The organism is Streptomyces sp. NPDC051217 (genome assembly GCF_044455465.1).
Taxonomy (GTDB): Bacteria; Actinomycetota; Actinomycetes; order Streptomycetales; family Streptomycetaceae; genus Streptomyces.
In genome coordinates this window covers 214,240-239,243 of sequence record NZ_JBITEV010000003.1, presented here as the reverse complement: position 1 = coordinate 239,243, position 25,004 = coordinate 214,240, and the positions used below count along the sequence as shown (strand labels likewise).

Genomic DNA, 25,004 nt, shown 5'->3' with positions numbered 1-25,004 from the left:
GTAACTGCCCGGTTACGCACTGGACTCAGAAAGTCCCCGCACACCTCTCGTAGCGGCCGTGTGCCTTGAGCCACACTGGACAGCGGTGCCTGTGTTCCCGGAGCGCGGCCGGTCCACCCACAGTGGGCCTCTGACCCCCGCGGATCCGCTCATCGTGTACGGGACTGACGGCGGCCCGGCCGCTCACGTCCCGCTGCCGCACGCCCCCGATCCGGCAGCGATCACCCTGGAGGCCGCGCCCGTGCAGACCCAGACCCTGACCGAGACCGAGCCGGCGTCGGCGGTTCCATCGCAGAGCCGCGCCGCGCACCACCCGGAGACGACCCCCGGGGCGAGCCCCGAGGCGGTCCCGGAGACCGTCACCGAGGACCCGGTGGACATCTCCGAGATCCCGGAACGCCTCGGTCCGCGTGGCAAGGCCGACAACGGCGGGCCCTCGTCCGACCTCTTCCGGCAGTATCTGCGGGAGATCGGGCGGATCAAACTGCTCACCGCCGTCGAGGAGGTGGACCTCGCGCGCCGCGTCGAGGCCGGACTCTTCGCCGAGGAGAAGCTCGGCTCCACGCCCGACCTGGACTCCCAGCTCGCCGTCGACCTCGACCGGCTCGTCGTGCTCGGCCGGATGGCCAAGCGCCGGCTCATCGAGGCGAATCTGCGGCTCGTCGTGTCCGTCGCCAAGCGCTACGTCGGCCGCGGACTGACCATGCTCGACCTCGTCCAGGAGGGGAACCTCGGCCTGATCCGGGCCGTGGAGAAGTTCGACTACGCGCGCGGCTACAAGTTCTCGACCTACGCGACGTGGTGGATCCGCCAGGCGATGTCCCGCGCGCTGGCCGACCAGGCCCGTACGATCCGGGTCCCCGTCCATGTGGTCGAGCTGATCAACCGTGTCGTCCGCGTCCAGCGCCGGATGCTCCAGGAGCGCGGTTACGAACCGACCCACGAAGAGGTCGCGGCGCAGCTGGAGCTGACCGCCGAGCGGGTCGGCGAGGTCCTGCGGCTCGCCCAGGAACCCGTGTCGCTTCACGCGCCGGTGGGGGAGGAGGACGATGTCGCCTTCGGTGACCTGATCGAGGACGGCGACGCGGCCTCACCCGTGGAGTCGGCGGCGTTCCTGCTGCTCCGCGAGCATCTGGAGGCGGTCCTCTCCACGCTCGGCGAGCGCGAACGCAAAGTGGTCCAGCTCCGTTACGGCCTCGCGGACGGCCGCCCGCGCACGCTGGAGGAGATAGGCCGGATCTTCGGGGTGACCCGCGAGCGGATCCGGCAGATCGAGTCCAAGACCCTGAGCAAACTCCGCGACCACGCGTTCGCGGACCAGCTGCGCGGCTATCTGGACTGAACGCCCCGCTCACACGCCGGACGGGCCACCCCCAGGCAGCCCGTCCGGCGATCGGGGCCCCGTCGACCGGGGATGACGGGACAGCCCTTAGTCCACCTCGGCGACCGCCTGCGCGAACTGCGCCGCGTACAACCGCGCGTACGCGCCCTCCGTCGCCAGCAGCCCCTCGTGCGTGCCCTGTTCGACGATCGCGCCGTTCTCCATCACCAGGATCACGTCCGCGTCCCTGATCGTGGAGAGCCGGTGCGCGATCACGAAGCTCGTCCGTCCGTGTGCCAGTTGGGCCATCGCCCTCTGGATCAGCACCTCCGTACGGGTGTCCACCGAGCTGGTCGCCTCGTCCAGCACCAGGATCACCGGGTCGGACAGGAACGCCCGCGCGATCGTGATGAGCTGCTTCTCGCCCGCGCTGACGCCCGATCCCTCGTCGTCGATCACGGTCTCGTACCCGTCGGGCAGCGTCCGGATGAAACGGTCCGCGTGCGCCGCCCGTGCCGCCTCCTCGATCTGCGCCCGGGTGACGTCGCGCGCGGCGCCGTACGCGATGTTCTCCGCGATCGTGCCGCCGAACAGCCAGGTGTCCTGGAGGACCATGCCTATTCGGGAGCGCAGGTCCTCACGCGACATGGTGGCGATGTCGATGTCGTCCAGACTGATCCGGCCGGCCGTCACCTCGTAGAACCGCATCAGCAGGTTGACCAGCGTCGTCTTGCCCGCGCCCGTCGGGCCGACGATCGCCACCGTCTGGCCCGGCTCGACCGACAGCGACAGATCGTCGATGAGCGGCTTGTCCGGCTCGTAGCGGAACGCCACGTTGTCCAGCGTCACCCCTCCCCGCAGTTCGTGCGGGCGCTCCGCCGAGGGAGCGTCCTTCTCCTGCTCGTCCGCGTCCAGCAGCTCGAATATCCGCTCCGCGGACGCGACCCCGGACTGGACGAGGTTGGCCATCGACGCCACCTGCGTCAGCGGCATCGAGAACTGGCGCGAGTACTGGATGAACGCCTGCACGTCGCCGATGGACAGCGTCCCCGACGCGACGCGCAGCCCGCCGACGACCGCCACCAGCACATAGTTGAGGTTGGAGATGAAGAACATCAGCGGCTGCATGATCCCGCTGTTGTACTGCGCCTTGAACCCCGCCTCGTACAGCGCGTCGTTCTGCTCCTTGAACGCCTGCGCCGACTCGTCCTGCCGCCCGAAGACCTTCACCAGGGCATGCCCCGTGTACATCTCCTCGACATGGGCGTTCAGCGTGCCCGTGGACTTCCACTGCGAGACGAAGTGCGGTTGCGAACGCTTGCCGACCTTCGTCGCCACGAACACCGACAGCGGCACCGTCACCAGCGCGACCAGCGCCAGCAGCGGCGAGATCCACAGCATCATGCCCAGCACGCCGACGATCGTCAGCAGGGAGTTGACGAGCTGGCCCATTGTCTGCTGGAGCGTCTGCGAGATGTTGTCGACGTCGTTCGTCGCCCGGCTCAGCACCTCACCGCGCTGCTGACGGTCGAAGTACGACAGCGGCAGCCGCGACAGCTTGGCCTGTACGTCCTCACGCATCCGGTAGATGGTGAGGTTGATGACCCGGATGGAGAGCCGCGTCGAGACGAGCATCAGCAGCCCGGCCGCGACATACACCGCCAGCGCCAGCAGCAGGACCCGGCCGACCGCGTCGAAGTCGATGCCCTGCCCCGGCGTGAAGTCCACCCCGGAGAGCAGATCGGCGAGCCCGCTGTCGCCCTCGTCCCGCAGCCGCGAGACCGTCTCGTCCTTGCTGACACCCCCCGGCGTCTGACGACCGACGACCCCCGCGAAGATCAGGTCGGTCGCCGAGCCGAGAATCTTCGGGCCGACCACCGCCGCCGCCACACTCAGCACGCCCGCGGCGAGCATCCACCACAGGGTGACCTTCTCGCGCGCCAACTGCCGCAGCAGCCGCTTGCTCGACCCCTTGAAATCCATCGACCGCTGCGAAGGAGCCCCCGCGCCGGCCGCCATCATGCGTCCACCAGGACCGCTCATCAGGCCGCCTCCGCCTCGGTCAGCTGGGAGAGCACGATCTCCCGGTACGTCTCGTTCTCCGCCATCAGCTCGTGATGACGCCCCTCACCGACCACCCGGCCCTCGTCCATGACGATGATCCGGTCGGCGTCACGGATGGTGGACACCCGCTGGGCGACGATCACCACCGTCGCCTCGGCGGTCTCACGCGCCAGGGCGGCGCGCAGCGCCGCGTCCGTCGCGTAGTCCAGCGCGGAGAACGAGTCGTCGAACAGATAGATCTCCGGCCGCTGCACCAGCGTGCGCGCGATGGCGAGCCGCTGGCGCTGCCCGCCGGAGACGTTCGTGCCGCCCTGGGCGACAGGCGCGTTCAGCCCGCCCTCCAGTTCGGTCACGAACTCCTTGGCCTGCGCGACATCGAGCGCGTGCCACAGGTCCTCGTCGGTCGCGTCCGGATTGCCGTACCGCAGATTCGTCGCCACCGTCCCCGAGAAGAGATACGGCTTCTGCGGCACCAGACTGACCGTCTTGGCCAGCAGGGCCGGATCGAGACCCCGTACGTTCTCGCCGTCCACCAGCACCTCGCCGGCGGTCGCGTCGACCAGCCGGGGCACCAGCCCGAGCAGGGTGGACTTGCCGCTGCCGGTCGAGCCGATGACGGCGGTCGTCTCGCCCGGTCTCGCGGTCAGCGACACCTCGCGCAGCACCGGCTCCTCGGCCCCCGGGTAGCGGAACTCGGCGCCCCGCACCTCCAGATGACCGTGCCGACGCAAGCTTCGCACCGGGTCCTTCGGCGGGACGACGCTCGACCTGGTGTCCAGCACCTCCTCGATGCGCTCGGCACACACCTCGGCGCGCGGCACCATCATGAACATGAAGGTGGCCATCATCACGGCCATCACGATCTGCATGAGATACGCGAGGAACGCGGTCAGCGCGCCGATCTGCATTCCGCCGCTGTCGATGCGGTGCGCGCCGAACCAGACGACGGCGACCGACGACACGTTCACGACGGTCATCACGACCGGGAACATCAGCGCCATCAGCCGGCCGGTCGCCAGCGACATCTCGGTGAGATCGGTGTTGGCGCCCTTGAACCGCTCCTTCTCGTACTCGTCGCGTACAAAGGCCCGGATGACGCGGTTGCCGGTTATCTGCTCACGCAGCACCCGGTTCACGGTGTCGAGCCGCTCCTGCATGGTGCGGAACAGCGGGCGCATCCGCTTCACGATCAGACTCACCGAGACACCGAGCACCGGCACGACGGCGAGCAGCACCGCCGACAGCGGCACGTCCTGACCGAGCGCCATGACGATGCCGCCGACGCACATGATCGGGGCCGACACCATCAGCGTGAACGACATCAGGACCAGCATCTGTACCTGCTGGACGTCGTTCGTCGTACGCGTGATCAGCGACGGCGCGCCGAACTGGCCGACCTCGCGGGCGGAGAAGCTCTGCACCCGGTCGAATATCGCGGCCCGCACGTCACGGCCGAGGGCCGACGCGGTGCGCGCACCGTAGTAGACCGCCCCGATCTGGCCGAGGACCTGGAGAACGCTGACGGCGATCATGAGACCGCCGAACTCCATGATGTAACCCGTGTCCCCCTTCACGACACCGTTGTCGATGATGTCGGCGTTGAGGGTGGGCAGATAGAGGGAGGCACAGGTCTGCAGGAACTGGAAAGCCACCAGCAGACCGATGGCCGTTCTGTAGGGGGCCAGATGGGTTCTGAGTAGTCGTAGCAGCACGTACTGTCTCTCGGGCTCGGCAAGATCGGGGGTCGGACCCATCCTGCGACACACCGACCGCCGGAACCCAAGGGTTTTCCACAAAGGACCGGTCAAGAACGACTGTCGTACCGGAGCCCCGGCTCCACCTCCTCACGAGCGCCGGCCCCACACCCCCGGCCTCCGCATCCCCACCCCGCCCTACGCCCCCGGCGCCGGCGAGAACGCGCCCGGGTGGATCTGCTCGCGGGCCGCCGTGTACTGCTGGCGCACCGCGGCGCCGACCGCCGCCTCCTCGCCCGGCTCGAAGATCTGGGCCGCCGCGCCACGCCACTCGGGCGGGCTGTGCGGGGACAGCGTGTTCTTCGATACGCCGAGCGCCCAGGCGGCCTGCCGGGCCGCGCCCAGCGCCGCGTAGTCGGCCGGCTCCGGCACGACGACCTGCGCCCCGAAGATCCCCGGCGCGCACGTCTGCACGGCGGGCAGCCCGGCCGCCGCCCCCAGCAGGAAGACCCGGCGCACCTCGACACCGCGCCCGCGCACCACGTCCATCGCGTCGGCCAGCGAGCAGAGCATCCCCTCGAACGCGGCCCGCGCCAGATGCTCCGGCTTCATCGACTCCCGCCGCAGCCCGGTCAACGTGCCCGCCGTGTGCGGCAGTTGGGGTGTCTTCTCGCCCTCCAGATAGGGCAGGAACACCAGCCCGGACGCGCCCGGCGTGGACTTGAGCGCCAGCGCGGACAGTTCGTCCAGGTCCTCGGTCCCCAACAGCTCCGCCGTGCCGCGCAGGGCCCGTACGGCGTTGAGCGTGTGGACGACCGGCAGATGCATCCCCGTGGCGTCGGCGAACGACGTGATCATCCCGGAGGGATCCGCCAGCGCCTCGTGGTGCACGGTCATCACCGACCCGGAGGCGCCCAGCGACACGACCGCGTCGCCGATCCCGACGCCGAGCCCGAAGGCGGCGGCCATGGTCTCGCCCGTACCCGCGGAGATCAGCAGCCCCTCGGGCGTGGTCCCGGCCGCCTCGGCCGGACCGAGCACCTCCGGCAGTGCCGCCTGGTGACCGAGCGCGAGCTCCATCAGATCCGGCCGGTAGGCACCGGTGCGGGCGGACCAGAAACCGGAACCGGACGCCGCGCCCCGGTCCGTCGTCCGCCGGGCGGGCCGACCGAGCAACTGCCACACCAGCCAGTCGTGCGGCTGGAGGATCATCACCGTACGCCGCGCCGCTTCCGGTTCGTTCCGCGCCAGCCAGCGCAGCTTCGCCAGCGGCTGACCGGACTGCGGCACCGACCCGACGGCCTCGGCCCAGGCCTGCCGCCCGCCGAGCGCGTCGATCAGATCGGCGGCGGCGACCTGCGCGCGCTTGTCGTTGCCGAGCAGCGCGGGACGTACGAGATTGCCGCTCTGGTCCAGCGGCACGAGCCCGTGCTGCTGTGCGGAGACGCCGATGGCCTCCACACCCTCCAGCAGCCCGCCGCCCGCGGCCTCGCCGAGCGACAGCAGCCAGGCCTGCGGATCGACCTCGGTGGCCTTGGCCTCGACAGGATGCACCGCGTATCCCTGCCGCAGCACGGCACCCGTGTCCGCGTCACACACGATGATGCGCGTGGAACCCGACGAACTGTCCAACCCGGCGACTATTCCCATGGCACGATTCTGCCGCACGCGCGAGGCCGCGGAGGCGCTCCGGGACCGACCGGGTGCGAGAGCCCGGTGAAGCGGGTCAGGTGTTGGTGGTTCCCCAGTCGTCCTCGCCGTTGTGGTTGCGCGAGCGCAGCGACCGGACGCGTTCGGCGACGGACGCGGGGATATTGTCCCCGACCTTGTCGCTCACCGAGTGGTAGGCCTTGCCCGCGTACTCACGGCCGGACAGGGCCGCGGTCTCGGCGGCGTTGCGCACGGCCGGGTTCTGCGAGATCCGGGTGGCGGACTTCTTGAGCTGCTCGTAGCGCTCGCGTCCGGCCTTCGTTCCGAGTACGTAACCGACAGCCAGTCCCGCGATGAACATGAGGCGCCGCATGGCCTGCCACCCTTCGTTAGTTCGTTGGCATCGGACCTTGAGCCGTGACGTCCGCCTACCCCCGGGGCCCGAGATCACCCAGTGTGACCCGGCGGGATACCGATTGGCGGAGCACCCCCCTGCTTGCGCTAATGTATGTGTCGCAGCGGACGTCCGCCGCCCGGCAGAGCCGGAGCGGGTACGTTCGGTGCAAACGCAGCAATCCCCTGTAGCTCAATTGGCAGAGCAGCCGGCTGTTAACCGGCAGGTTACTGGTTCGAGTCCAGTCGGGGGAGCGCGATCTCCTGTAGCTCAATTGGCAGAGCATTCGGCTGTTAACCGGAGGGTTGCTGGTTCGAGTCCAGCCGGGAGAGCAAACGGGAAAGAGGACCCCTCGGGGTCCTCTTTCTTGTGCCCGCGGACTGCTCGCCGACGGTCCAGGGGCGGTCCGCCGAGGGCGCGTCGGTCAACTTCCGGGTGATCTTCGGGCTTCCTGGAACCGGTCGAGGCACGGCGAAGTCCTCATGGTCAGGCGTTGCCGACCATCTGAAGCAGGAGATCGTATGAGCGGCTATGCTGCGGCAGACGGCGCGCACAAATGTGCGCGACGCGCCGTTAGGGGCGGTAGCTCAGCCGGTTAGAGCAGCGGACTCATAATCCGTCGGCCGTGGGTTCGAGTCCCACCCGCCCCACCACGGTGCTGTGGCGAAGGAACGATTCGACCTGCGAGGCCACCATGCACCTCGGGTCGAGGACATCCGGTCAAGACACGCTGAAAATCCTTTGATCATCCCCTGTCGGCCCAGCGGGCCGACGATCACGGGGCGCTCATGTCCGGCCGCGTGTGCGACCGCGACGGGGTCGTGCGGACATGGGTACGGGTACGGAGCACTGTCCGCAGCATCGCCGCTCCCGCCAGCACGGCGCAGAGGTGCGGCGCCACCGCGGCGGCGGGGTGTTCGGGCGGGTGGACGTCGGGCGGGTCCGCCCATGCCAGTAGAGCGAGACGGGCGCCTTCCAGCCGCTCCACGCGAAGAGTGAGCCCGAGCCGATCCAGCCGAAGGCCAGAGCCGCCCGGCGGAGCAGCCGGGCGGGGCAGCCCGGCGGGGCAGCCGGGCGGGGCGTGCGCGGGCGAGCGTCGTGACGGCGGCGGCAGCGGCGAGTGCCCAGCCACCCGAAAGAGCGACCAGCACGTACCAGTCGGTGTTCCGCTCGGCCGGGTGCGCGATTCCCGCCGTGCCGCCCAACGCCCAGTAGAGCCAGACCAGTCCGACCGCGCCGCCCACCCCGGCAGCCCACGGCAGGCCGTGCGCGGGCCGTCGCCGAGCCTGCCGGTGAACGGGCCCGGCCGACGGCGATCAGGTCGAACTCGTCGCGCTCCATGCGGTCCAACAGGACCCCTGTCGGTGACTCCGCCCCGTAGCCCCTGGAAGGCATGCGGGAACTCGTTGTCGAGGCCCACCGATCCGACGCTGATCGTGGGCCTGCCGGTGAGCTTCTTCGCCCACCCGGCGAGGTTGAGGTCCGAGCCCTCGAACTCCGGCGGGTGGAACCGTCGCGTCGAGCGGTGGAAGGCGTCCACGCCCGCCGCCGCGAGCGGTGCGAGGAGGGCGTCGAGTTCCCGCGGGTCCTGGGCGATCCGTGCGTCGAAGGCGCCCATCCTCCACTGCGAGATCCGGAAGAGGACCGGGAAGTCCGCCGGCACGGCGGCACGGCACGCTTCGACGATCTCCGAGGCGAAGCGGGTCCGGGACGCGAGGTCGCCGCCGTAGCCGTCGGTACGACGGTTCGTGTGCGACCAGAGGAACTGGTCGATGAGGTAGCCGTGGGCGGCGTGCAGTTCGATCCTGTCGAAACCGGCCGCCTTCGCGTTCGCGGCTCCCCCGGCGTACGCCGCGATCACCGCGTCGATGTCCGCCGAGGTCATGGCCACGCCGGACACCGAGCCGTCGGCCGCGATGCCGGAGGGCCCGACGGCCGGGGCCCCGGGGACCGGTCCGGATCCCGGCGCACGGTCCATGCCGACGTGCCACAGCTGGGCGACGATCGGCGCGCGCCTCGCCGCCGGGTCGGGCCAGGCGTGACCGCCGCCGTTGGGCGTTCCTCAAGGTGCGCCGCATCTGCCATGAGTAATCGCCTCAAGCATTGCAAATGCGAGGCCCGACGCCTATCTTTCCGCGCATGCACTCCTACACAATCGGTCAGGCGGCGCGTCTCCTCGGCGTCAGCACCGACACCGCTCGCCGATGGGCCGACGCCGGCCGGGTCGCCACCCATCGCGACGACGGCGGCCGACGGCTCATCGACGGCCGCGACCTGGCCGCGTTCTCGATCGAGGTCGGCCAGGGTGGCGGCAACGGCGAGGAGGAGGTGCCGTACAGCTCGGCCCGTAACGCCTTCCCCGGCATCGTCACCGCCGTCAAACTCGGCGACGTCGCGGCCCAGGTCGAGATCCAGGCCGGGCCGCACCGGCTCGTCTCGCTCCTGACCAGGGAGGCCGTCGAGGAGTTGGACCTGGAGGTCGGGATGCAGGCCACCGCCCGCGTGAAGTCGACCAGCGTGCACATCGACCGCGTCTGACCCGCTCAGCACTTCCAGCCCAGCATCTGAGCCCAGCCTCCGAGCACGGCCACCGCGTCCAGCCACCGCGTCAGCCTTCCAGGGAGTTTCGAACCCTCATGTCGTTCACCCTCAGAACTGCCGCCATACGCCGTACCGCTGTCGCCGCGCTCGCCGCGGCCCTGCTCGCCACGCCGGCCGCGTGCGGCGACAGCGACAGTGACGACAGCGACACCGGTGCCAAGTCCACCGGGTCGGCCACCGGCGCGCCCAAGGCCGACCTGACCGTTCTCGCCGCGTCCTCGCTCACCGACGTCTTCGAGACGGCGGGCGCCGCGTACGAGAAGGAGAACCCCGGCACCAAGGTGACGTTCTCCTTCGCGGGCTCGCAGGAACTCGCCGCACAGGTCCGACAGGGCGCCCCCGCCGACGCGTTGGTCACCGCCGACACCAAGACGATGGACGGTCTGAAGGCCGACACCGGGACGCCGACCGTCATCGCCGAGAACCGTCTCGTCATCGCCACCGCGAAGGGCAACCCGGAGAAGATCGAGAACCTCAAGGACCTCGCCGACACCAGGCTCAAGGTCGTCCTCGCGGCGCCCGAGGTCCCGGTCGGCCGGTACGGCGAACAGGTTTTGGACGCACAGAAGGTCGAGGTCGAGCCGGTCTCGGAGGAGCCGAACGTCCGCGCCGTCCTCAGCAAGGTCGAACTCGGCGAGGCCGACGCCGGGATCGTCTACAAGACGGACGCCGCCACCGCCACGGACAAGGTGGATGCGATCGCGATCCCCGAGGCGCAGAACGCCGTCGCCGAATACCCGGCCGCCACACTCAAGACGTCCGAACACGCCGAAGCCGCAGCGGCGTTCGTCGCGTGGCTCAGCACCCCCGGGGCGCAGAAGCTCCTGAAGGACGCGGGCTTCCAGCAGCCGTAACCGCCAACTCGCCCCTGCCTCAGGCCATTTCCCCGTCGCGCGGCAGATGTCCGGAACCGCGGGAGACCGCGAAGGACCCGCAGGAGCCCGATGAGCCGCCTCAGCATTCCCCGCCGGGCCACTGGCCGCACCCGTACCCCCGTCGCGCTCGCCGTCCCCGCGCTGCTCGCCGTCGCCTTCCTGCTCCTGCCGCTCATCGGGATCCTCGCCCGAACCTCCTGGGGCGAGGTCGGTACGCATCTGACCAGCCCCGGAGTCGTCGTGGCGCTGGAACTCTCCCTCCTCGTCTCCGGCTGGGCACTCGTGCTCTCCCTGGTCCTCGGGGTGCCGCTCGCCTGGCTGCTGGCGCGCGTGGACTTCCCCGGCAAGGCGCTGGTGCGGTCCCTGGTCCTGCTGCCGATGGTGCTGCCGCCCACCGTGGGCGGCGTCGCGCTGCTCCTCGCGTTCGGGCGGCGCGGGCTGCTCGGCCCCTGGCTGGAGGACACGTTCGGCATCACCCTGCCGTTCCACACCTCGGGCGCCGTCCTGGCGGCGACGTTCGTCGCGATGCCGTTCCTCGTCATCAGCCTGGAAGGCGCGCTGGGCGGACTGCGCCCCAGTTACGAGGAGACCGCCGCGTCCCTCGGAGCCTCGCCGGTACGGGTGTTCGCCACCGTCACCCTGCCGATGGTCGCCCCGGGGCTGCTCGCCGGGGCGGCGCTGACCTGGGCGCGGGCGCTCGGTGAGTTCGGCGCGACCATCACCTTCGCGGGGAATCTGCCGGGTACCACGCAGACGCTGCCACTCCAGGTGTATCTGCTGCTCCAGAGCTCGCCGGAAGCGGCGACATCCGTCTCCCTGCTGCTGCTCGTCATCGCCATGGCCGTGCTGATCGCGCTGCGCGGACGGTGGACGGGCACGCCGCAGGACACCAAAGACGCCACCAACAGGCCCCGGAAGCAGGCCACTTCGGCGGACGACGACACGGCATCGGAGGCGGGGGCGGGGGCGGAGGTGCCGGCCGGCGGCCCCGCGAAGGGTGACGGCGAGCGGCCGACCGTCGACGAACGGTGGGCGCTGCACGCCGACGTCACCGGCTTCACCCGCCTCACGCTCGACGCGGAGCCCGGCACCACCATCGCCGTCGTCGGCCCCAACGGCGCCGGCAAGACCACCCTCCTGCGCGCCCTCCTCGGCCTGACTCCGCGCGCCCACGCCGAGCTGCGCCTCGGCGCGCTCGACGTCACCGCGCTCCCGCCGCACCGCAGGGGCGTCGCCTGGGTGCCCCAGGACGGTGCGCTCTTCCCGCACCTGAGCGCCCTGAGCAACACGGCGTACGGGCTCCGCGCCCACGGCGTCACCCGGGCCGAGGCTCGCCGGACCGCCCAACTGTGGCTCGACCGGCTCGGCGTGGGCCATCTCGCGCACCGCAGGCCCGCCCAGGTCTCCGGCGGACAGGCCCAACGGGTGGCGCTGGCAAGGGCGTTGGCGACCAGCCCGCGCCTGCTGCTGCTCGACGAGCCGCTGGCCGCGCTCGACCAGACGACCCGTGCGCGGGTACGGCACACTTTGCGCAGTCACCTCGAAGGCTTCGGCGGAGTCTGTCTGATGGTCACTCACGACCCGGTGGAGGCGGTGTCGTTGGCCGACCGGGTGCTCGTCCTGGACGAGGGCCGTATCGTCCAGGACGCACCGCCCGCCGACGTCGCCCGCCACCCCCGCTCGCCGTGGGTGGCCCGGATGCTCGGCCGGAACGCCTGGTCCGGCACCGCGACCGCCGACGGGCTCGCGCTCACCGGCGGCGGCCTCCTGGTCGTGGCGGATCCGCCGCCCCCCAAGACGCGCGCGCTGGCGATCATCGCGCCCGAGGCGGTGTCCGTGCACCGCGACCGGCCGAGCGGCAGCCCGCGTAACGTCTGGCCCGGCACCGTACGCGAGATCACCTCCAGCGGCAGCCGGCTGCGCGTGCTGATCACCTCGGAAGAGGCCCCGGACCTGGTGGCCGAGATCACCCCGGGGGCCGCCGTCGAACTCGGGCTGGCCGACGGGGTGCCGGTCTGGACGAGCGTGAAGGCGACGGAGGCGACGGTCGTGGCTCTCTGAGGGCGCTTCCGCACCTCGCGGAGCCGTGCCGCGGCCCCCCGGCACCGGGCCGTCGGCCGCCCGGAGGCGCGGCGTAACCTGCGGGCACCGCCTTAGGGTCTGCCGTTCGGATCAGGCTGGGCTCGCGGTCCCTGGCACGCGCGCCCGCCCCCTGATCCAGCCTGATCCGAACGACAGACCCTCACTCTCAGGAGCACGATGTCCGCCGCCGTACCTCCCCGTGTCCTCTACGTCACCGACCTCGCCTACGAGGCCGGAGGCCGCCGCTACTGCGACGAGGACATCCTGTTCTCCTCCCGGCTGCGGCGGGACTTCACCGTCGCCACGTGCCATCCGGCCGACGCCGCCCGCCTCATGGGCGAGTTCGACGGGGTCGTCGTACGCAACAGCGGGCCCGTGATCCACTACCGGAAGCAGTACGACGACTTCCGGGACCGGGCGCTGGCCGAGGGCGTGCGCGTCTACAACCCGCTGACCGGGCGCGGCGACATGGCGGGCAAGCAGTATCTGGTGGAGCTGAGCGCCGCCGGGCTGCCGGTCATCCCCACCGTCGACCGGGCCGAGGACCTGGGGCGGCTGCCGGACGCGGACGAGTACGTCGTCAAGCCGAAGGACGGCGCGGACTCGATAGGCATGCGGTTCGTGCCGCGCGACAGGCTCGCCGAACTCGGCGGCCTGGGCCGGCCCGGTGGCGGTCTCGGGGACGTTCTCGTACAGCCGCGTATCCCCTTCTCGTACGAGGTCTCCTTCTACTTCGTCGATCACGACTTCCAGTACGCGCTCCACGCACCCGACCCGGACCGGCGGTGGGAACTCGTGCCGTACGAGGCCAGGGCCGTCGATCTCGACTTCGCGCGGAAGTTCATCGACTGGAACACCCTCGACCACGGCATCCAGCGGGTCGACGCGTGCCGGGCGCCGGACGGGGAGCTTCTGCTCGTGGAGCTGGAGGACCTCAATCCGTTCCTGTCGCTGGAACTGCTGGACGAGACGACCCGCGACGCGTTCATCGCACGGACGATGGTCTCGCTGCGCGCGCTGCTGAGCTGAGCCGGGCTCAGCCGGGTCGGGTCGGGCTGAGCCGGGTCGGGCGGCGCGTTACGCCGGTGTTTCCCGTAATCCCCGCGCATTTGTTCAGTCACACAACACTGTCCGAAAGGTGGGCAGTTGCCGGTGCCGTATGCCGCAAGATCGTCCATGGAACGGGGCAGGCCAAGGCCGGTCTACGCGGGGCGAGTTCGGCATCGCGCGCGTACGCGGGCTCCCGTCAGGACGGCCGAAGTCAATTTTGACACGACCTTGACAAATTAATTCGGCGTTGCCAGCATGCAACTCGCTCGGACTACGGACGTGGCCTGCGGGCCAACACACGGCATCCCCCCCCAACCCCCCGCACCGCACCATCCGCCCAGCAGCAAAGCGCGACGGCGCGCGCCTTGCCTGACACACCCCACCTCTGGTCAGGAAGGAATTTTCATGTCACGACGCCCACCAGCGTGGTCCAGAATTTTCACGGCGCTCGCCCTCGTTCTGTCGGCCGGTCTCACCGCCGCCCCCGCGGCCGTCGCCCACCCCGGTCACCCGGGCCACGAGGCCGCCGAGATTCCGGCATCGGACTACCAGCAGGTGCAACTCGCCCTCGGTGGCTCCGAACTGGGTGAGGCCATGTCGCTGGCCGTCCTGCCCGACCGCTCGGTCGTGCACACGTCGCGGGACGGCACGGTCCGCCTGACGGACGCCGCGGGCAACACCAAGACGTCGGGGAAGCTCGACGTCTACACGCACGACGAGGAAGGTCTCCAGGGAGTCGCGGCCGACCCCGACTTCGAGACCAACCGGTATCTGTACCTGTACTACTCGCCCAAGCTCAACACCCCCGGCGGCGACGCCCCGGTCACCGGCAGCGCGGCCGACTTCGAGGCGTGGAAGGGGCATCTGAACCTCTCCCGCTTCACGCTCAAGGCCGACGGCACCCTCGACACCGCGAGCGAGAAGGTCGTACTCGAAGTCCCCAACGACCGTGGCCAGTGCTGCCACGTCGGCGGTGACATCGACTTCGACGCGCAGGGCAATCTCTATCTGACGACGGGCGACGACACGAACCCGTTCGAGTCCGCCGGCTACTCGCCCATCGACGAACGCGCCAACCGCAACCCGCAGTTCGACGCCCAGCGCTCCTCGGGCAACACCAACGACCTGCGCGGCAAGGTGCTCCGCATCAAGCCCACGGCCGACGGCGGCTACACCGTCCCGTCAGGCAACCTCTTCGCCCCGGGCACGGCGCAGACGCGTCCCGAGATCTACGCGATGGGCTTCCGCAACCCGTTCCGGATGTCCGTCGACAAGGCCACCGGCATCGTCTACCTCGGTGACTACGGCCCCGACTCCGGCTCCACGAGCGCCGACCGCGGCCCCAGCGGCCAGGTCGAGTTCAACCGCGTCACCGAGGCCGGCAACTTCGGCTGGCCGTACTGCACCGGCACCAACACCGCCACCGAGACCTACGGCGAGTGGGCGTTCCCGGACGGCCCCTCCGCCGGTAAGTACGACTGCGCGGGCGGCGCCACCAACAACTCCCTCCACAACACCGGCCAGAGCAAGCTCCCCCCGGCCAAGGCCGCGTGGATCCGCTACTCCGGTGACGCGGGCTCCCCGCCCGAGTTCGGCGGCGGCTCCGAGTCGCCCATGGGCGGCCCCGTCTACAACTACGACGCGGGCCTCGACTCCGCCGTGAAGTTCCCCGAGTCGCTCGACGGCCGCTTCTTCGCCGGTGAGTACGGCCGCAAGTGGATCAAGGCCATCGAGGTCAAGCCGGACGGCGCCCCCGGCGTCATCGAGGCATTCCCGTGGACCGGCACCCAGGTGATGGACCAGGCCTTCGGCCCGGACGGCGCGCTGTACGTCCTCGACTACGGCACCGGCTCCAACAACCAGGCCCTGTACCGCATCGAGTACCTCGCCGGCAGCAACCGCAGCCCGGTCGCCAAGGCCGCCGCCGACAAGACGTCCGGCCCGACGCCGCTCGAAGTCGCCTTCTCCTCCGCGGGAAGCGCCGACCCCGAGGGCGGAGCGCTCAGCTACGCCTGGGACTTCGGTGACGGTACGAAGTCCACCGACGCCAACCCGAGTCACACCTACACCGAGGCCGGGACGTTCCAGCCGACCCTCACGGTCACCGACCCGGAGGGCCTGACCGGCTCCGCCAGCCTCGTCGTGACGGCGGGCAACAGCGCGCCCACCGTGACCCTGAACACGCCCGCCGACGGCGAGCTGTTCTCCTGGGGCGACAGCGTCCCGTTCACCGTGACGGCCAGTGACCCCGAGGACGGTGCGGTCGACTGCGCCAAGGTCAAGGTCACGTATCTGCTCGGCCACGACGAGCACCGGCACCAGATCACCTCGAAGAACGGCTGCTCCGGCACCATCGACGTCCCCGTCGACGGTGAGCACGACACCGCCGCCAACATCTACGGGGTCTTCGACGCCGAGTACACCGACGAGGGCGGCCTGACCACGCACAGCGACAGCATCCTCCAGCCCCGGCACCGGCAGGGGGAGCACTTCGGCGCCCAGTCCGGCATTGAGGTGGCGAACCACGGCAATGCCGAGGGCGGTGCGACGGTCGGCTTCACCGACAACGGCGACTGGGTCTCCTTCAAGCCGTACGCGCTGGACAACGCGACCAGCGTCTCGGCGCGCGTCGCGTCCGGCGGCGTCGGCGGCAGCCTCGAAGTACGCGCGGGCTCCGCGACCGGCACCCTGCTCGGCACGCTGGCCGTGGCGCCGACCGGCGGCTGGGAGAACTTCGTCGACGTCACCGGGAACATCTCCAACGCCCCCGGTGGGACGACCGAGTTGTTCCTCGTCTTCAAGGGCGCGACGGGTCAGGGCAACCTGTTCGACCTGGACGCCTTCACCTTCGCCACCGGTTCGGCAGCAAAGGGGGCTGAGCGATGAGACGTCAGATCGCACGGCGCATGCGGCACTTGTCCTGCGTGCTGGCCGTCGCGCTCGGGGCCGCGTTCCTCGCGCCCACCGGCGCCTCGGCGCAGGCGGCGGCCGACCCGTACGAGGTGCTCGTCTTCTCCAAGACGGCCGGTTTCAGGCACGATTCGATCCCGGTCGGCATCAGGACGATCCAAGAACTCGGCGCCGACAACGAGTTCACCGTCACGGCGACCGAGGACAGCGGCGCCTTCACCACGGCCAACCTCGCCAACTACGAGGCGGTGGTCTTCCTCAGCACCACCGGCGACGTGCTCAACGACGCGCAGCAGACGGCGCTCACGTCGTACGTCGACGGGGGCGGCGGTTACGTCGGTGTCCACGCCGCGGCCGACACCGAGTACGGCTGGCCCGAGTACGAGGGCCTGGTCGGCGCCTGGTTCAAGAGCCACCCGGCGATCCAGCAGGCGACTCTCAAGAACGAGGACCGGACCCACCCGGCCACCTCGCACCTGGACCCGACCTGGTCCAGGACCGACGAGTGGTACAACTACCGCACCAATCCGCGTGAGAGCGTCCATGTGCTCCAGAGCCTGGACGAATCCACTTACAGCGGTGGGGAGATGGGCGACGACCACCCGATCACCTGGTGCGACGAGCAGGCCGCGGGCCGGTCGTTCTACACCGGGCTCGGCCACACCCAGGAGTCGTACGCCGATCCCGCTTTCCGGCAGGTACTGCTCGGCGGCATCCAGTACGCGGCCGGCGCGGTCGACGCCGACTGCTCGTCCGGCGGCGCGGATCCGGGCGACCCGGATCCGGGGCCCAGGACGGTGGAGGGGGAGGCGTACACCTCGGGCTCGGGCGTGGAGCGCGCGAACCACGGCTCGGCCGGCGGCGGCCAGACCCTCGGCCACATCGAGAACGGTGACTGGGCCGGGTACTCGCAGGTCGACACCGCCGGTGCCACCACCTTCACCGCCGACGTCTCGTCGGCGGGCGCGGGCGGCACCGTCGAGATCCGCTCCGGCTCGGCCACCGGCACCCTGCTCGGCTCGGTCGACATCGCCCCGACGGGCGGCTGGGACACCTTCACCGAGGTCTCCACGACGCTGACCGCCACCGGGACGGGCGCGCTGTTCCTGCGCTTCACCGGGGGAGCGGGCGCGCTCTTCGACATCGACAGTTTCACCCTGTCGGGCGCGGCCGAGGACCCCCAGGCCGCGACGTCGGAGAACGTGCACCTCTTCTACTACCCCTGGTACGGCAGCCCCGAGGTCAACGGAAGCTGGCGGCACTGGCAGCAGGGCGGTCAGAACCCGCCCGAGGACGTCGGCGCCGACCTCTACCCCAAGCTCGGGGCGTACGACTCCGGTGACTTCACCGGCGCCGTCGAACAGCACATGAAGTGGATCAAGCAGTCCGGCGCGAACGTCCTGGTCTACAGCTGGTGGGGCCAGGGCAGTTACGAGGACGGTCTGGTCGACGGTGTGATGGACGCGGCCCAGCGCCACGGCATCAAGGTCGCCTGGCATCTGGAGCCGTACAGCGGCCGGACGGGTGCGTCCACGGTGGACGACATCAACTACATCAACGAGAACTACGGCGACCACCCGGCGTACTTCCGGGACGCGGAGCGCAACAACAGCAACGCGTTCTACGTCTTCCAGAGCCTGGACGTGCCCGACTGGACGGCCCTGGACCAGGTGACGGAGAACAACATCGTCCTGGCCCAGACCACCGACACGTCGAAGATCGCGCACTTCAACGGCATCTACACCTACGACGGCATCGCCGGGGCCACCGCTCCCGGCTGGAAGAACGCCGGGGACTACGCGGCGGCCAACGACCTGGTCTGGGCGCCGTCGGTGGCCCCCGGCTACATCGACGACCGCGCCGTACCCGGCAACACCACGCCCACCCTGGGCAGGGACAACGGCGCCGCGTACGACAAGCAGTGGAACAACGCGCTGGACCCGGCCATCGGCGGATCGCCCACCTGGGTCTCCGTCACCTCCTTCAACGAGTGGCACGAGGGAAGCTCGATCGAACCCGCGTCGAGCAACCCGCCGGCCGGGCACGGCTACCAGACCTTCTCGGGCGCGTACGGGAAGACCGGGGCGGATGCCGAGACGGCGTATCTGGACCGGACGCAGTACTGGGTGAACCAGTTCGAGGCGGCGCGAGCGGCCAAGCTGCGGTGAGAGCGGCCCGTGCCGGGTGAGGGTCAACCCCGGTCCGGGCGATGAAGCAGATGCCCGGTACGGCGAACCTGCCGTACCGGGCCTTCTGTTGTGCGCCGACGGGCGTGCGGGCGTACGGGGCTACCGCTCCGCCTCCCAGGTCACCGTCGTACCGCCCTCGCCCCCGTCGTCGCGCTCCCCGTCGTCCGAGACGACGAGGCGCACCCCCTCCCGGCCGTTCGGCAGCCGCGCCGCCGCGTCGACCGCCACCTCGATCGACGTCACCCCCGGCCGCCGGTGCGCGGCGGCGAGCGCGCCGCGCAGCGCGGCCAGCAGCCCCGCGTGCAGCGGATCCCCCACAAGGGTGTCCACCGCCCCGGTGAAGTGCACCGACGGCTGGAAACCCAGCAGGACGGCCGCGCCCGCCGTCTCCCGCAGCACCTTGCCGCGCAGGCCCGTCGGGGCGTCGGCGGGCGGCTGCTGGAGGGCGAAGATCGTGGTCCGTACCTCCTGGATCGTGGAGTCCAGCTCGTCCACGGCGTGGCCGAGGAGGTCGGACAGCTCGGCGTCGTCCGTGCGCCGGCGGGTCGATTCCAGCATCATCTCGGTGGCGAACAGCCGCTGTACGACCAGGTCGTGCAGGTCGCGGGCGATCCGGTCGCGGTCCTCGTAGACCGCCAGTTGCTCGCGGTTGTGCTGCGCGTCGGCGAGCACCAGGGCGAGCGCGGCCTGGGAGGCGAACTGTGTGGCCAGCATCCGTTCCACGGGGGTGTACGGGCGTCCGCCGCGTTTGCGCGGGAGGGCGAGTGTGCCGATCAGCCGGCCGCCGCTCTGGAGGGGCAGCATCATGCTGGGGCCGAAGCGGCTCCGTACATGGGTGGTCATCCTGGGGTCGGTCGCCGAGTCGTCGATGTAGACCGGTTCGCCGCCGAGGAGTTGGGTCAGTACGGGGGCGCCGGGCGCGATGCTCGTACCGACGATGTCCCCGGGGTCGTCCAGCGCGGAGGCGGCGACGATCTCCATGCCGCCCTCGTCGGTGGGCTGGAGCACCACGCCGGCGGCGGCTCCGGCCAGGATCCGCGCGGACCTCGCGAGCGTCGTCAGCGCCTCCGTCGCACTCTCGCCGCTGAGCAGCGCGGTCGTGACGGCGGCGGCGCCCTCGATCCAGCGGGCGCGCTGGCGGGCGGTTCCGTACAGGCGCGCGTTGCCGATCGCGATCCCGGCCTGCGAGGCGAGCACCCGCAGCAGGGCGAGATCCTCCTCGGTGAAGGGGCCGTGGTGCTTGCGGGCCAGACAGAGATACCCGAGTACGTCGTTGTGCACCCGGACGGGGACGCCGAGGCTGAGGGAGCTGCCGGGGTGGCCGAGCAGGCCGGTGTGTCCGGTGGGGAGCCGGGTGATGCGACGGCGCTCGTCCTCGCTGAGTCCGTAGGAGAACAGCTCGGCGATCCGGCTCCGCCCGCGCTCGGGCACCCGGCCGTGGGCGGGCCCGGCGAGCGCGAGCGCGCCGTAACGCGCGCCGGTGAGATCGGCGGCGCTGTCGACGACATGCTGGAGGGTGGAGGCGAGCTCCCCCTCGCTCCCGACGTCGAGAACGGCGTCCAGCAGCATGGGCAACCGGGGAGCGGCCCGCGGCGCCCGGCCACCTCGCTGCTGCTCACGGGAGCCGGCGTCGCCGTCCCGGTGGCCCTGGTGGGCGGGGCCGCCGTCCTGGCCGTCCTGGCCGTCCGGTCCTTGCGAGTCGTCCCGGCCGTTCGTGGTGCTCGGTCCGTCCGGTCCGTCCTGGCCGGCCCCGCCGCCCCGGTCCTCCCCCTCCGGGGGGCCGTCGTCCGTCGTCACGTCACTCGGCGTGGGCCAGGGGGTTGAGGACCAGGGGCTGGATCTTGCCGTCCAGCATCGCGCCGAGGCCGAGGATCGCGCAGACGTCCGGGCGCTCGGCGATGTGTACCGGCATGCCCGTCGCGTCGCGCAGCATCTGGTCGAGGCCCGGGAGCAGTGCGCTGCCGCCGACCATCATGATCCCCGTGTCGGCGAGGTCGGCGACCAGGTCCGGCGGGCAGTCGCGCAGCACCTTGCCGATGCCGTCGAGCACGGCGGTCAGCGGTGTGTGGATGGCCTGGCGTACGGCGGCGGTGTCCACGAAGACCGACCGGGCGAGCCCCGTCGCCACGTCCCGGCCGTGGATCTCCGTCGACGTGGGCCCGTCCGAGGTGATGCCGTTGCCGCGCAGCGCCAGCTGGAGCGGCCGGACGGACTGGCTCGGCAGCATCAACTCGTGCTGGTGGCGCAGGTGCTGGATGACCGCGTGGTCGATCGCGTTGCCGCCGACCGGGATCCGCTGGGCGGTCACGATCGAACCGAGCGACAACACCGCGACCTGCGTCGTCGCCGCCCCGCACACCATGATCATGGTGGCGGTCGGCTTCTCCACGGGCAGCCCGCAGCCGACGGCCGCGGCGATGAGCGTGTCGACCAGCTCGACCCGGCGGGCGCCGAGACCGACCAGCGTCTCGACCGCCGCGCGCTGGGCGAGCGGGTCGCTGTCGTGGGGAGTGCACGCCGCCGCCCGCAGCCGGGGCTTGCGGCGCAGCTGGCGACGCAGCTTCTCGCCGAGGAGATGGCGGAGCATCCGCTGGGCCATCTCGATGTCCACGACGGTGCCGCCGGTCACGGGGCGGGCGACACGGATGTAGTCCGGCGTACGGCCCGTCATCTGTTCGGCCAGCGCGCCGACGGCGATGAGCGCGCCGGTCCGGGTGTTCACTGCGGCGACGCTGGGCTCGTCCACGACGAGCCCCGATCCCTTCACAAAGACCCGGGTCCTGGCGGCCCCGAGATCGACGGCGACATGGCAACGGCGCAACTGCTCAAGGCTGACGGTCACGGCGGGTTCTTCTCCCGGGAGCGCTGAGGTGGATCACCGGCAGGCGGCCGGTCCTCTTCGATCGTGGCCGCGGGAGAGGCGGTGCGCGCGCTGGGATGCGCCGGTCGGGCGTACCGGAGCCGACGTCACACCGGGACGCCGGTCCTGACGCCCCGCCAGGGGCTTACGCGTCCCGCGACACCGGCGACCAGCGCTGGAGCAGGCCCCACGTGAACTCCGCCACGCACGGCCCGGTCCCCGGCACGTCGAACGCGAGCCCCCAGCGGGTCGGTGCCGTCCCCTCCATCGGCCGGGCCGGGGCGAACGCGCGGGCGACCTCGTCGACCGTGCAGGACCAGGGACGCAGATCCTCCGGCGTACGCAGCTCGGGCCCCGGCTGGCCCGGCGCCCGGACCAGCCACTCGTTCCACACGCCGCCCCCCGGCGCCGCCGTCACCTCGAAGCGGAGGGTGGGCCAGAGCGGCACGGGCCACAGCAGCACCTCGCACGCCAGATCGCCGATCTGCCGGGGAAACGTCGCCTCCGGCGCGCCTAGCACCGAGCGGTAGCGCGACAGCGTGCCGCGGGCGCGCGGGGAGCGGACCATCGCCTGCCAGCGCCGGTTGGCCTCCCGCATCTCGGAGAGCGGGGCGCCCAGTTCACGCCGGGCGTCCTCGACCAGTTCGGGCTGGTGGTCGGCCATCCGGCGCAGCAGTACGAGCTGGAAGTCGCGCGGCCCGAACGGCCGGGAGCGCCCGTCTGCTCCGGCTGATGTCGTGGCATTCATAGCGACATCGTGCCCCTTCGGGGCAGGTCGGGCAGCAAAATCACGGAACGGCCAACTCCGCACAAGATCTTCACATGAGAGGTGCCCGAGTTAGGTTCCGTAGGATTATCTTCAGGGCGCCATGGACTACTGCCATCACTGCCGGCGGCACCTCAACGGCGCCCTGGCGTGCGCCGGGTGCGGTACGCCCGCCGAGGAGCTACGGCTCCACGATCCCGCCCCGCACGAGGCCGAGGTGGTCCTTGCCACGCACGGACACAGCGAGGAACCCGTCGTCGGCGCACGCCGTCAGCGCGGCTCCCGCAAGCGCAAACTTTCCCGGCGTGAGCGCCGGGAGCTACGCGCGGAGCGTGGCGCCCACCGGCGCAAAGGCCGCACCGTGCTGCTCGTCGTCATGGGCCTGGTCCTCGCCGTCGGCGCGCTGAGCCTGGCCGAGCTGGCGCTGGAATCGTCCGGCGACGACGGTGACGCCACCTCCGTACAGGAGGACAGGGCCATCGACCTCGATGGCGGCCGGCCGCCGTCCGGCCCGCCGAAACCCAAGGACCCGGGCCCCGTGGAGGGCACGCCCTCCACATCCTCCGGCTCCGCGCGCCCCGGCGGCGGGGACGGCTCGCCCGACCCGTCGGGCACCGGGACCGGGACCGGGGCCGGGACGTCGGACGGGGAGTCCCCGTCGGCGACGGATTCGCCCGACCCGAGCGACACGCCGGACGGCCCCGGCGACCCCGGCGATCCCACGGGCTCCACCGACCCCACGGACGGTCCGAGCACGCCGGGGGACTCGGATCAGCCCTCCGCGCCACAGCCTTCCACCAGCACGACGCCGCCGGAGGAAGACGACGACGACTGCGTCCTGTGGATCATCTGCGTCTGACGCGTCTGACCCCTCTCACGTGTCCGAAGCATCTGGTGCGGCGTGCGGCGTGCGGCGTGCGGCGCCCCGGCGCACACCCGCCCGCCGTTCCTGATCCACCGCACCGCCCGGAGTGACCGAGGCTCCCTCGGTCACTCCCCGGCGTCGCCGCCCAGCATCCGCCGCAGCAGATCGCGCAGCACCGTCCGCTCCTCCACCGAAAGGTCCGCCAGCGGTTCGCGCGCGAAGTTCAGGCCGTCCCGCAGCTGCCGCGCCGTCTGCCGCCCCTTCTCGGTGGGCGCGGCGAGCTTCACCCGCCGGTCCGAGGGGTCCGGGCGCCGCTCCACCAGGCCGCGCGTCTCCAGCCGGTCCACGATCCCGGTGACGTTCGACGGCTCGCATTTCAGCTTCTGGGCGATCCGGCGCATCGGCATGGGCTGGATGGAGAGCAGCCCCAGTACGCGCGCCTGCGCGCCCGTGAGCGAGTGCTCCGCGGCGGCGTGGTCGTACTCCTCGTAGTACCGGGCCACGACCGTGCCGATAAGTTCGACGACTTCGAGGGTCAGGGGATCCGTGTGCTCAGTGGGCATGGTCACCAGGGTACCCGTTTGCTTGACAACATGAAATATTGAAGAGCATGGTTGTTTCAGGCAGTGAAGCTTTAATAGAGGAGGCACCGCACCTATGACCGCTCTTCCCGCGTCCGGCCGCGAATGGCATCTCGTCGCCCGCCCGCACGGCTGGCCGAAGTCCACGGACTTCGCCCTGCGCGAGGCCCCGGTGACCGAGCCGGACGAGGGCAGCGTCCTCGTCCGCAACAAGCACTTCTCGGTCGACCCGTACATGCGCGGGCGGATGAACGACGTGAAGTCGTACACCCCGCCGTACCAGCTCGACCACCCCATGGACGGCGCCGCCGTCGGCGAGGTCATCGCCTCGAACGCCGAGGGCTTCGCGGTCGGCGACCATGTGGTGCACGGTCTCGGCTGGCGGGAGTACGCGCGGGTGCCGGCCCGGTACACCACCAAGGTCGATGCCTCGCTCGCGCCGCTGAGCGCCTTCCTCGGTGTCCTCGGTATGACGGGCCTCACCGCCTACGCGGGGCTCTTCGAGACCGCCTCCTTCAAGGAGGGCGACGCCGTGTTCGTCTCCGGCGCCGCGGGAGCCGTCGGCAGCCAGGTGGGCCAGCTGGCCCGGATCAAGGGTGCGTCGCGCGTCATAGGCTCGGCGGGATCCGACGACAAGGTCAAGCTTCTTGTGGAGGAGTACGGCTTCGACGCCGCCTTCAACTACAAGAACGGCTCCGTCAAGCAGCAGCTCAAGGATGCCGCGCCCGACGGCATCGACGTCTACTTCGAGAACGTCGGGGGAGAGCACCTCGAAGCCGCGCTGTCCTCGTTCAACGTGCACGGCCGCGCCACCATCTGCGGAATGATCTCGCTCTACAACAGCACCGGGGCGAGCCCCGCGCCGCACAACCTCGCCCTGGTCATCGGCAAGCGGCTGCGCCTCCAGGGCATGCTCGTCAACGATCACCGTGCTCTCATGCCGCAGTTCGTCAAGGACGTGTCCGGCTGGCTCGCATCGGGCGAGCTCAAGTACCGGGAGACGACCGTCGAGGGCATCGAGAAAGGCTTCGACGCCTTCCTCGGACTCCTCCGCGGTGAGAACACCGGAAAAATGATCGTCACACTCAACTGACCCGTACCC

18 protein-coding genes and 3 tRNA genes are annotated in these 25,004 nt (G+C 70.8%); 12 read left to right on the top strand and 9 right to left on the bottom strand.

Annotated elements, in window-relative coordinates; translation table 11 throughout:
- Positions 1 to 85: 85 nt before the first annotated feature.
- On the top strand, positions 86 to 1,342 hold the full coding sequence (locus tag ACIBBB_RS09315) for a sigma-70 family RNA polymerase sigma factor (RefSeq protein WP_398980388.1): 1,257 nt from the start codon (positions 86 to 88) through the stop codon (positions 1,340 to 1,342).
- Positions 1,343 to 1,429: 87 nt separating this feature from the next.
- Here ACIBBB_RS09315 and ACIBBB_RS09310 read toward each other — a convergent pair whose 3' ends face one another.
- From ACIBBB_RS09310 to ACIBBB_RS09295, 4 genes are all read right to left on the bottom strand, one after another.
- A complete protein-coding gene (locus ACIBBB_RS09310) occupies positions 1,430 to 3,364 on the bottom strand; it encodes an ABC transporter ATP-binding protein (RefSeq protein ID WP_398980387.1) in 1,935 nt (644 codons plus the stop codon).
- Positions 3,364 to 5,097: an ABC transporter ATP-binding protein gene (locus tag ACIBBB_RS09305; RefSeq protein ID WP_398980386.1), complete on the bottom strand. Its 1,734-nt coding sequence runs from the start codon at positions 5,095 to 5,097 to the stop codon at positions 3,364 to 3,366. The genes ACIBBB_RS09310 and ACIBBB_RS09305 overlap by 1 nt, the downstream gene beginning before the upstream one ends.
- 180 nt (positions 5,098 to 5,277) lie before the next feature.
- Positions 5,278 to 6,729, bottom strand: coding sequence for an FGGY family carbohydrate kinase (locus tag ACIBBB_RS09300; protein WP_398980385.1), 1,452 nt, complete (start codon positions 6,727 to 6,729; stop codon positions 5,278 to 5,280).
- Positions 6,730 to 6,805: 76 nt separating this feature from the next.
- Complete coding sequence (locus tag ACIBBB_RS09295) at positions 6,806 to 7,102, bottom strand: YtxH domain-containing protein (protein WP_398980384.1); 297 nt, start codon at positions 7,100 to 7,102, stop codon at positions 6,806 to 6,808.
- A gap of 202 nt (positions 7,103 to 7,304) precedes the next feature.
- Here ACIBBB_RS09295 and ACIBBB_RS09290 point away from each other — a divergent pair.
- The 3 genes from ACIBBB_RS09290 to ACIBBB_RS09280 all read left to right on the top strand — a co-directional run bounded on the left by ACIBBB_RS09290 (position 7,305) and on the right by ACIBBB_RS09280 (position 7,776).
- Positions 7,305 to 7,377: transfer RNA gene (locus ACIBBB_RS09290), tRNA-Asn, on the top strand.
- 5 nt (positions 7,378 to 7,382) lie between these two features.
- A tRNA-Asn gene (locus tag ACIBBB_RS09285) sits at positions 7,383 to 7,455 on the top strand.
- Between the two features lie 244 nt (positions 7,456 to 7,699).
- Positions 7,700 to 7,776, top strand: a tRNA-Ile gene (locus ACIBBB_RS09280).
- Positions 7,777 to 7,898: 122 nt separating this feature from the next.
- Here ACIBBB_RS09280 and ACIBBB_RS09275 read toward each other — a convergent pair.
- A complete protein-coding gene (locus ACIBBB_RS09275; RefSeq protein WP_398980383.1) occupies positions 7,899 to 9,101 on the bottom strand; it encodes a hypothetical protein in 1,203 nt (400 codons plus the stop codon).
- Between the two features lie 161 nt (positions 9,102 to 9,262).
- On the opposite strand from ACIBBB_RS09275, the gene ACIBBB_RS09270 reads away from it, so the two are divergent.
- The 6 genes from ACIBBB_RS09270 (at position 9,263) to ACIBBB_RS09245 (ending at position 18,809) form a co-directional block, all read left to right on the top strand.
- The gene (locus ACIBBB_RS09270) at positions 9,263 to 9,661 is read left to right on the top strand and encodes a molybdopterin-binding protein (protein WP_398980382.1); all 399 of its coding nucleotides are present in this window, start codon (positions 9,263 to 9,265) and stop codon (positions 9,659 to 9,661) included.
- 98 nt (positions 9,662 to 9,759) lie between these two features.
- Entirely contained in the window at positions 9,760 to 10,578 is an 819-nt protein-coding gene (gene modA / locus ACIBBB_RS09265; protein ID WP_398980381.1) for a molybdate ABC transporter substrate-binding protein, read from the top strand.
- Positions 10,579 to 10,668: 90 nt separating this feature from the next.
- Positions 10,669 to 12,660: an ABC transporter permease gene (locus tag ACIBBB_RS09260; protein ID WP_398980380.1), complete on the top strand. Its 1,992-nt coding sequence runs from the start codon at positions 10,669 to 10,671 to the stop codon at positions 12,658 to 12,660.
- 198 nt (positions 12,661 to 12,858) lie between these two features.
- Entirely contained in the window at positions 12,859 to 13,710 is an 852-nt protein-coding gene (locus tag ACIBBB_RS09255) for a hypothetical protein (RefSeq protein WP_398980379.1), read from the top strand.
- 426 nt (positions 13,711 to 14,136) lie between these two features.
- The gene (locus ACIBBB_RS09250; RefSeq protein ID WP_398980378.1) at positions 14,137 to 16,617 is read left to right on the top strand and encodes a PQQ-dependent sugar dehydrogenase; all 2,481 of its coding nucleotides are present in this window, start codon (positions 14,137 to 14,139) and stop codon (positions 16,615 to 16,617) included.
- Positions 16,614 to 18,809, top strand: coding sequence for a ThuA domain-containing protein (locus tag ACIBBB_RS09245; protein WP_398980377.1), 2,196 nt, complete (start codon positions 16,614 to 16,616; stop codon positions 18,807 to 18,809). The genes ACIBBB_RS09250 and ACIBBB_RS09245 overlap by 4 nt, the downstream gene beginning before the upstream one ends.
- Positions 18,810 to 18,929: 120 nt before the next feature.
- Here the strand turns inward: ACIBBB_RS09245 and ACIBBB_RS09240 are convergent, their stop codons facing one another.
- The 3 genes from ACIBBB_RS09240 to ACIBBB_RS09230 form a co-directional block, all read right to left on the bottom strand.
- Entirely contained in the window at positions 18,930 to 20,399 is a 1,470-nt protein-coding gene (locus ACIBBB_RS09240; protein ID WP_398980766.1) for a GAF domain-containing protein, read from the bottom strand.
- 229 nt (positions 20,400 to 20,628) lie between these two features.
- On the bottom strand, positions 20,629 to 21,672 hold the full coding sequence (locus tag ACIBBB_RS09235) for a rod shape-determining protein (protein WP_398980376.1): 1,044 nt from the start codon (positions 21,670 to 21,672) through the stop codon (positions 20,629 to 20,631).
- A 163-nt stretch (positions 21,673 to 21,835) separates the two neighbouring features.
- Positions 21,836 to 22,438 (bottom strand): hypothetical protein, encoded by a 603-nt coding sequence (locus ACIBBB_RS09230; RefSeq protein ID WP_398980375.1) that lies wholly within the window; start codon positions 22,436 to 22,438, stop codon positions 21,836 to 21,838.
- 121 nt (positions 22,439 to 22,559) lie between these two features.
- On the opposite strand from ACIBBB_RS09230, the gene ACIBBB_RS09225 reads away from it, so the two are divergent.
- Entirely contained in the window at positions 22,560 to 23,315 is a 756-nt protein-coding gene (locus ACIBBB_RS09225) for a hypothetical protein (RefSeq protein WP_398980374.1), read from the top strand.
- 131 nt (positions 23,316 to 23,446) lie between these two features.
- Here the strand turns inward: ACIBBB_RS09225 and ACIBBB_RS09220 are convergent, their stop codons facing one another.
- The gene (locus ACIBBB_RS09220; protein WP_398980373.1) at positions 23,447 to 23,884 is read right to left on the bottom strand and encodes a MarR family winged helix-turn-helix transcriptional regulator; all 438 of its coding nucleotides are present in this window, start codon (positions 23,882 to 23,884) and stop codon (positions 23,447 to 23,449) included.
- A gap of 94 nt (positions 23,885 to 23,978) precedes the next feature.
- On the opposite strand from ACIBBB_RS09220, the gene ACIBBB_RS09215 reads away from it, so the two are divergent.
- Entirely contained in the window at positions 23,979 to 24,995 is a 1,017-nt protein-coding gene (locus tag ACIBBB_RS09215) for an NADP-dependent oxidoreductase (protein ID WP_398980372.1), read from the top strand.
- The last annotated feature ends 9 nt before the right edge of the window (positions 24,996 to 25,004 follow it).

Bases quoted from the DNA above. Each gene is read 5' to 3' on its own strand.
- ACIBBB_RS09310 (WP_398980387.1), bottom strand. From the start codon at position 3,364: ATGAGCGGTCCTGGTGGACGCATGATGGCGGCCGGCGCGGGGGCTCCT.
- ACIBBB_RS09300 (WP_398980385.1), bottom strand. From the start codon at position 6,729: ATGGGAATAGTCGCCGGGTTGGACAGTTCGTCGGGTTCCACGCGCATC.
- ACIBBB_RS09295 (WP_398980384.1), bottom strand. From the start codon at position 7,102: ATGCGGCGCCTCATGTTCATCGCGGGACTGGCTGTCGGTTACGTACTC.
- ACIBBB_RS09275 (WP_398980383.1), bottom strand. From the start codon at position 9,101: ATGGACCGTGCGCCGGGATCCGGACCGGTCCCCGGGGCCCCGGCCGTC.
- ACIBBB_RS09270 (WP_398980382.1), top strand. From the start codon at position 9,263: ATGCACTCCTACACAATCGGTCAGGCGGCGCGTCTCCTCGGCGTCAGC.
- modA (WP_398980381.1), top strand. From the start codon at position 9,760: ATGTCGTTCACCCTCAGAACTGCCGCCATACGCCGTACCGCTGTCGCC.
- ACIBBB_RS09260 (WP_398980380.1), top strand. From the start codon at position 10,669: ATGAGCCGCCTCAGCATTCCCCGCCGGGCCACTGGCCGCACCCGTACC.
- ACIBBB_RS09255 (WP_398980379.1), top strand. From the start codon at position 12,859: ATGTCCGCCGCCGTACCTCCCCGTGTCCTCTACGTCACCGACCTCGCC.
- ACIBBB_RS09250 (WP_398980378.1), top strand. From the start codon at position 14,137: ATGTCACGACGCCCACCAGCGTGGTCCAGAATTTTCACGGCGCTCGCC.
- ACIBBB_RS09245 (WP_398980377.1), top strand. From the start codon at position 16,614: ATGAGACGTCAGATCGCACGGCGCATGCGGCACTTGTCCTGCGTGCTG.
- ACIBBB_RS09240 (WP_398980766.1), bottom strand. From the start codon at position 20,399: ATGCTGCTGGACGCCGTTCTCGACGTCGGGAGCGAGGGGGAGCTCGCC.
- ACIBBB_RS09230 (WP_398980375.1), bottom strand. From the start codon at position 22,438: ATGAATGCCACGACATCAGCCGGAGCAGACGGGCGCTCCCGGCCGTTC.
- ACIBBB_RS09225 (WP_398980374.1), top strand. From the start codon at position 22,560: ATGGACTACTGCCATCACTGCCGGCGGCACCTCAACGGCGCCCTGGCG.
- ACIBBB_RS09220 (WP_398980373.1), bottom strand. From the start codon at position 23,884: ATGCCCACTGAGCACACGGATCCCCTGACCCTCGAAGTCGTCGAACTT.
- ACIBBB_RS09215 (WP_398980372.1), top strand. From the start codon at position 23,979: ATGACCGCTCTTCCCGCGTCCGGCCGCGAATGGCATCTCGTCGCCCGC.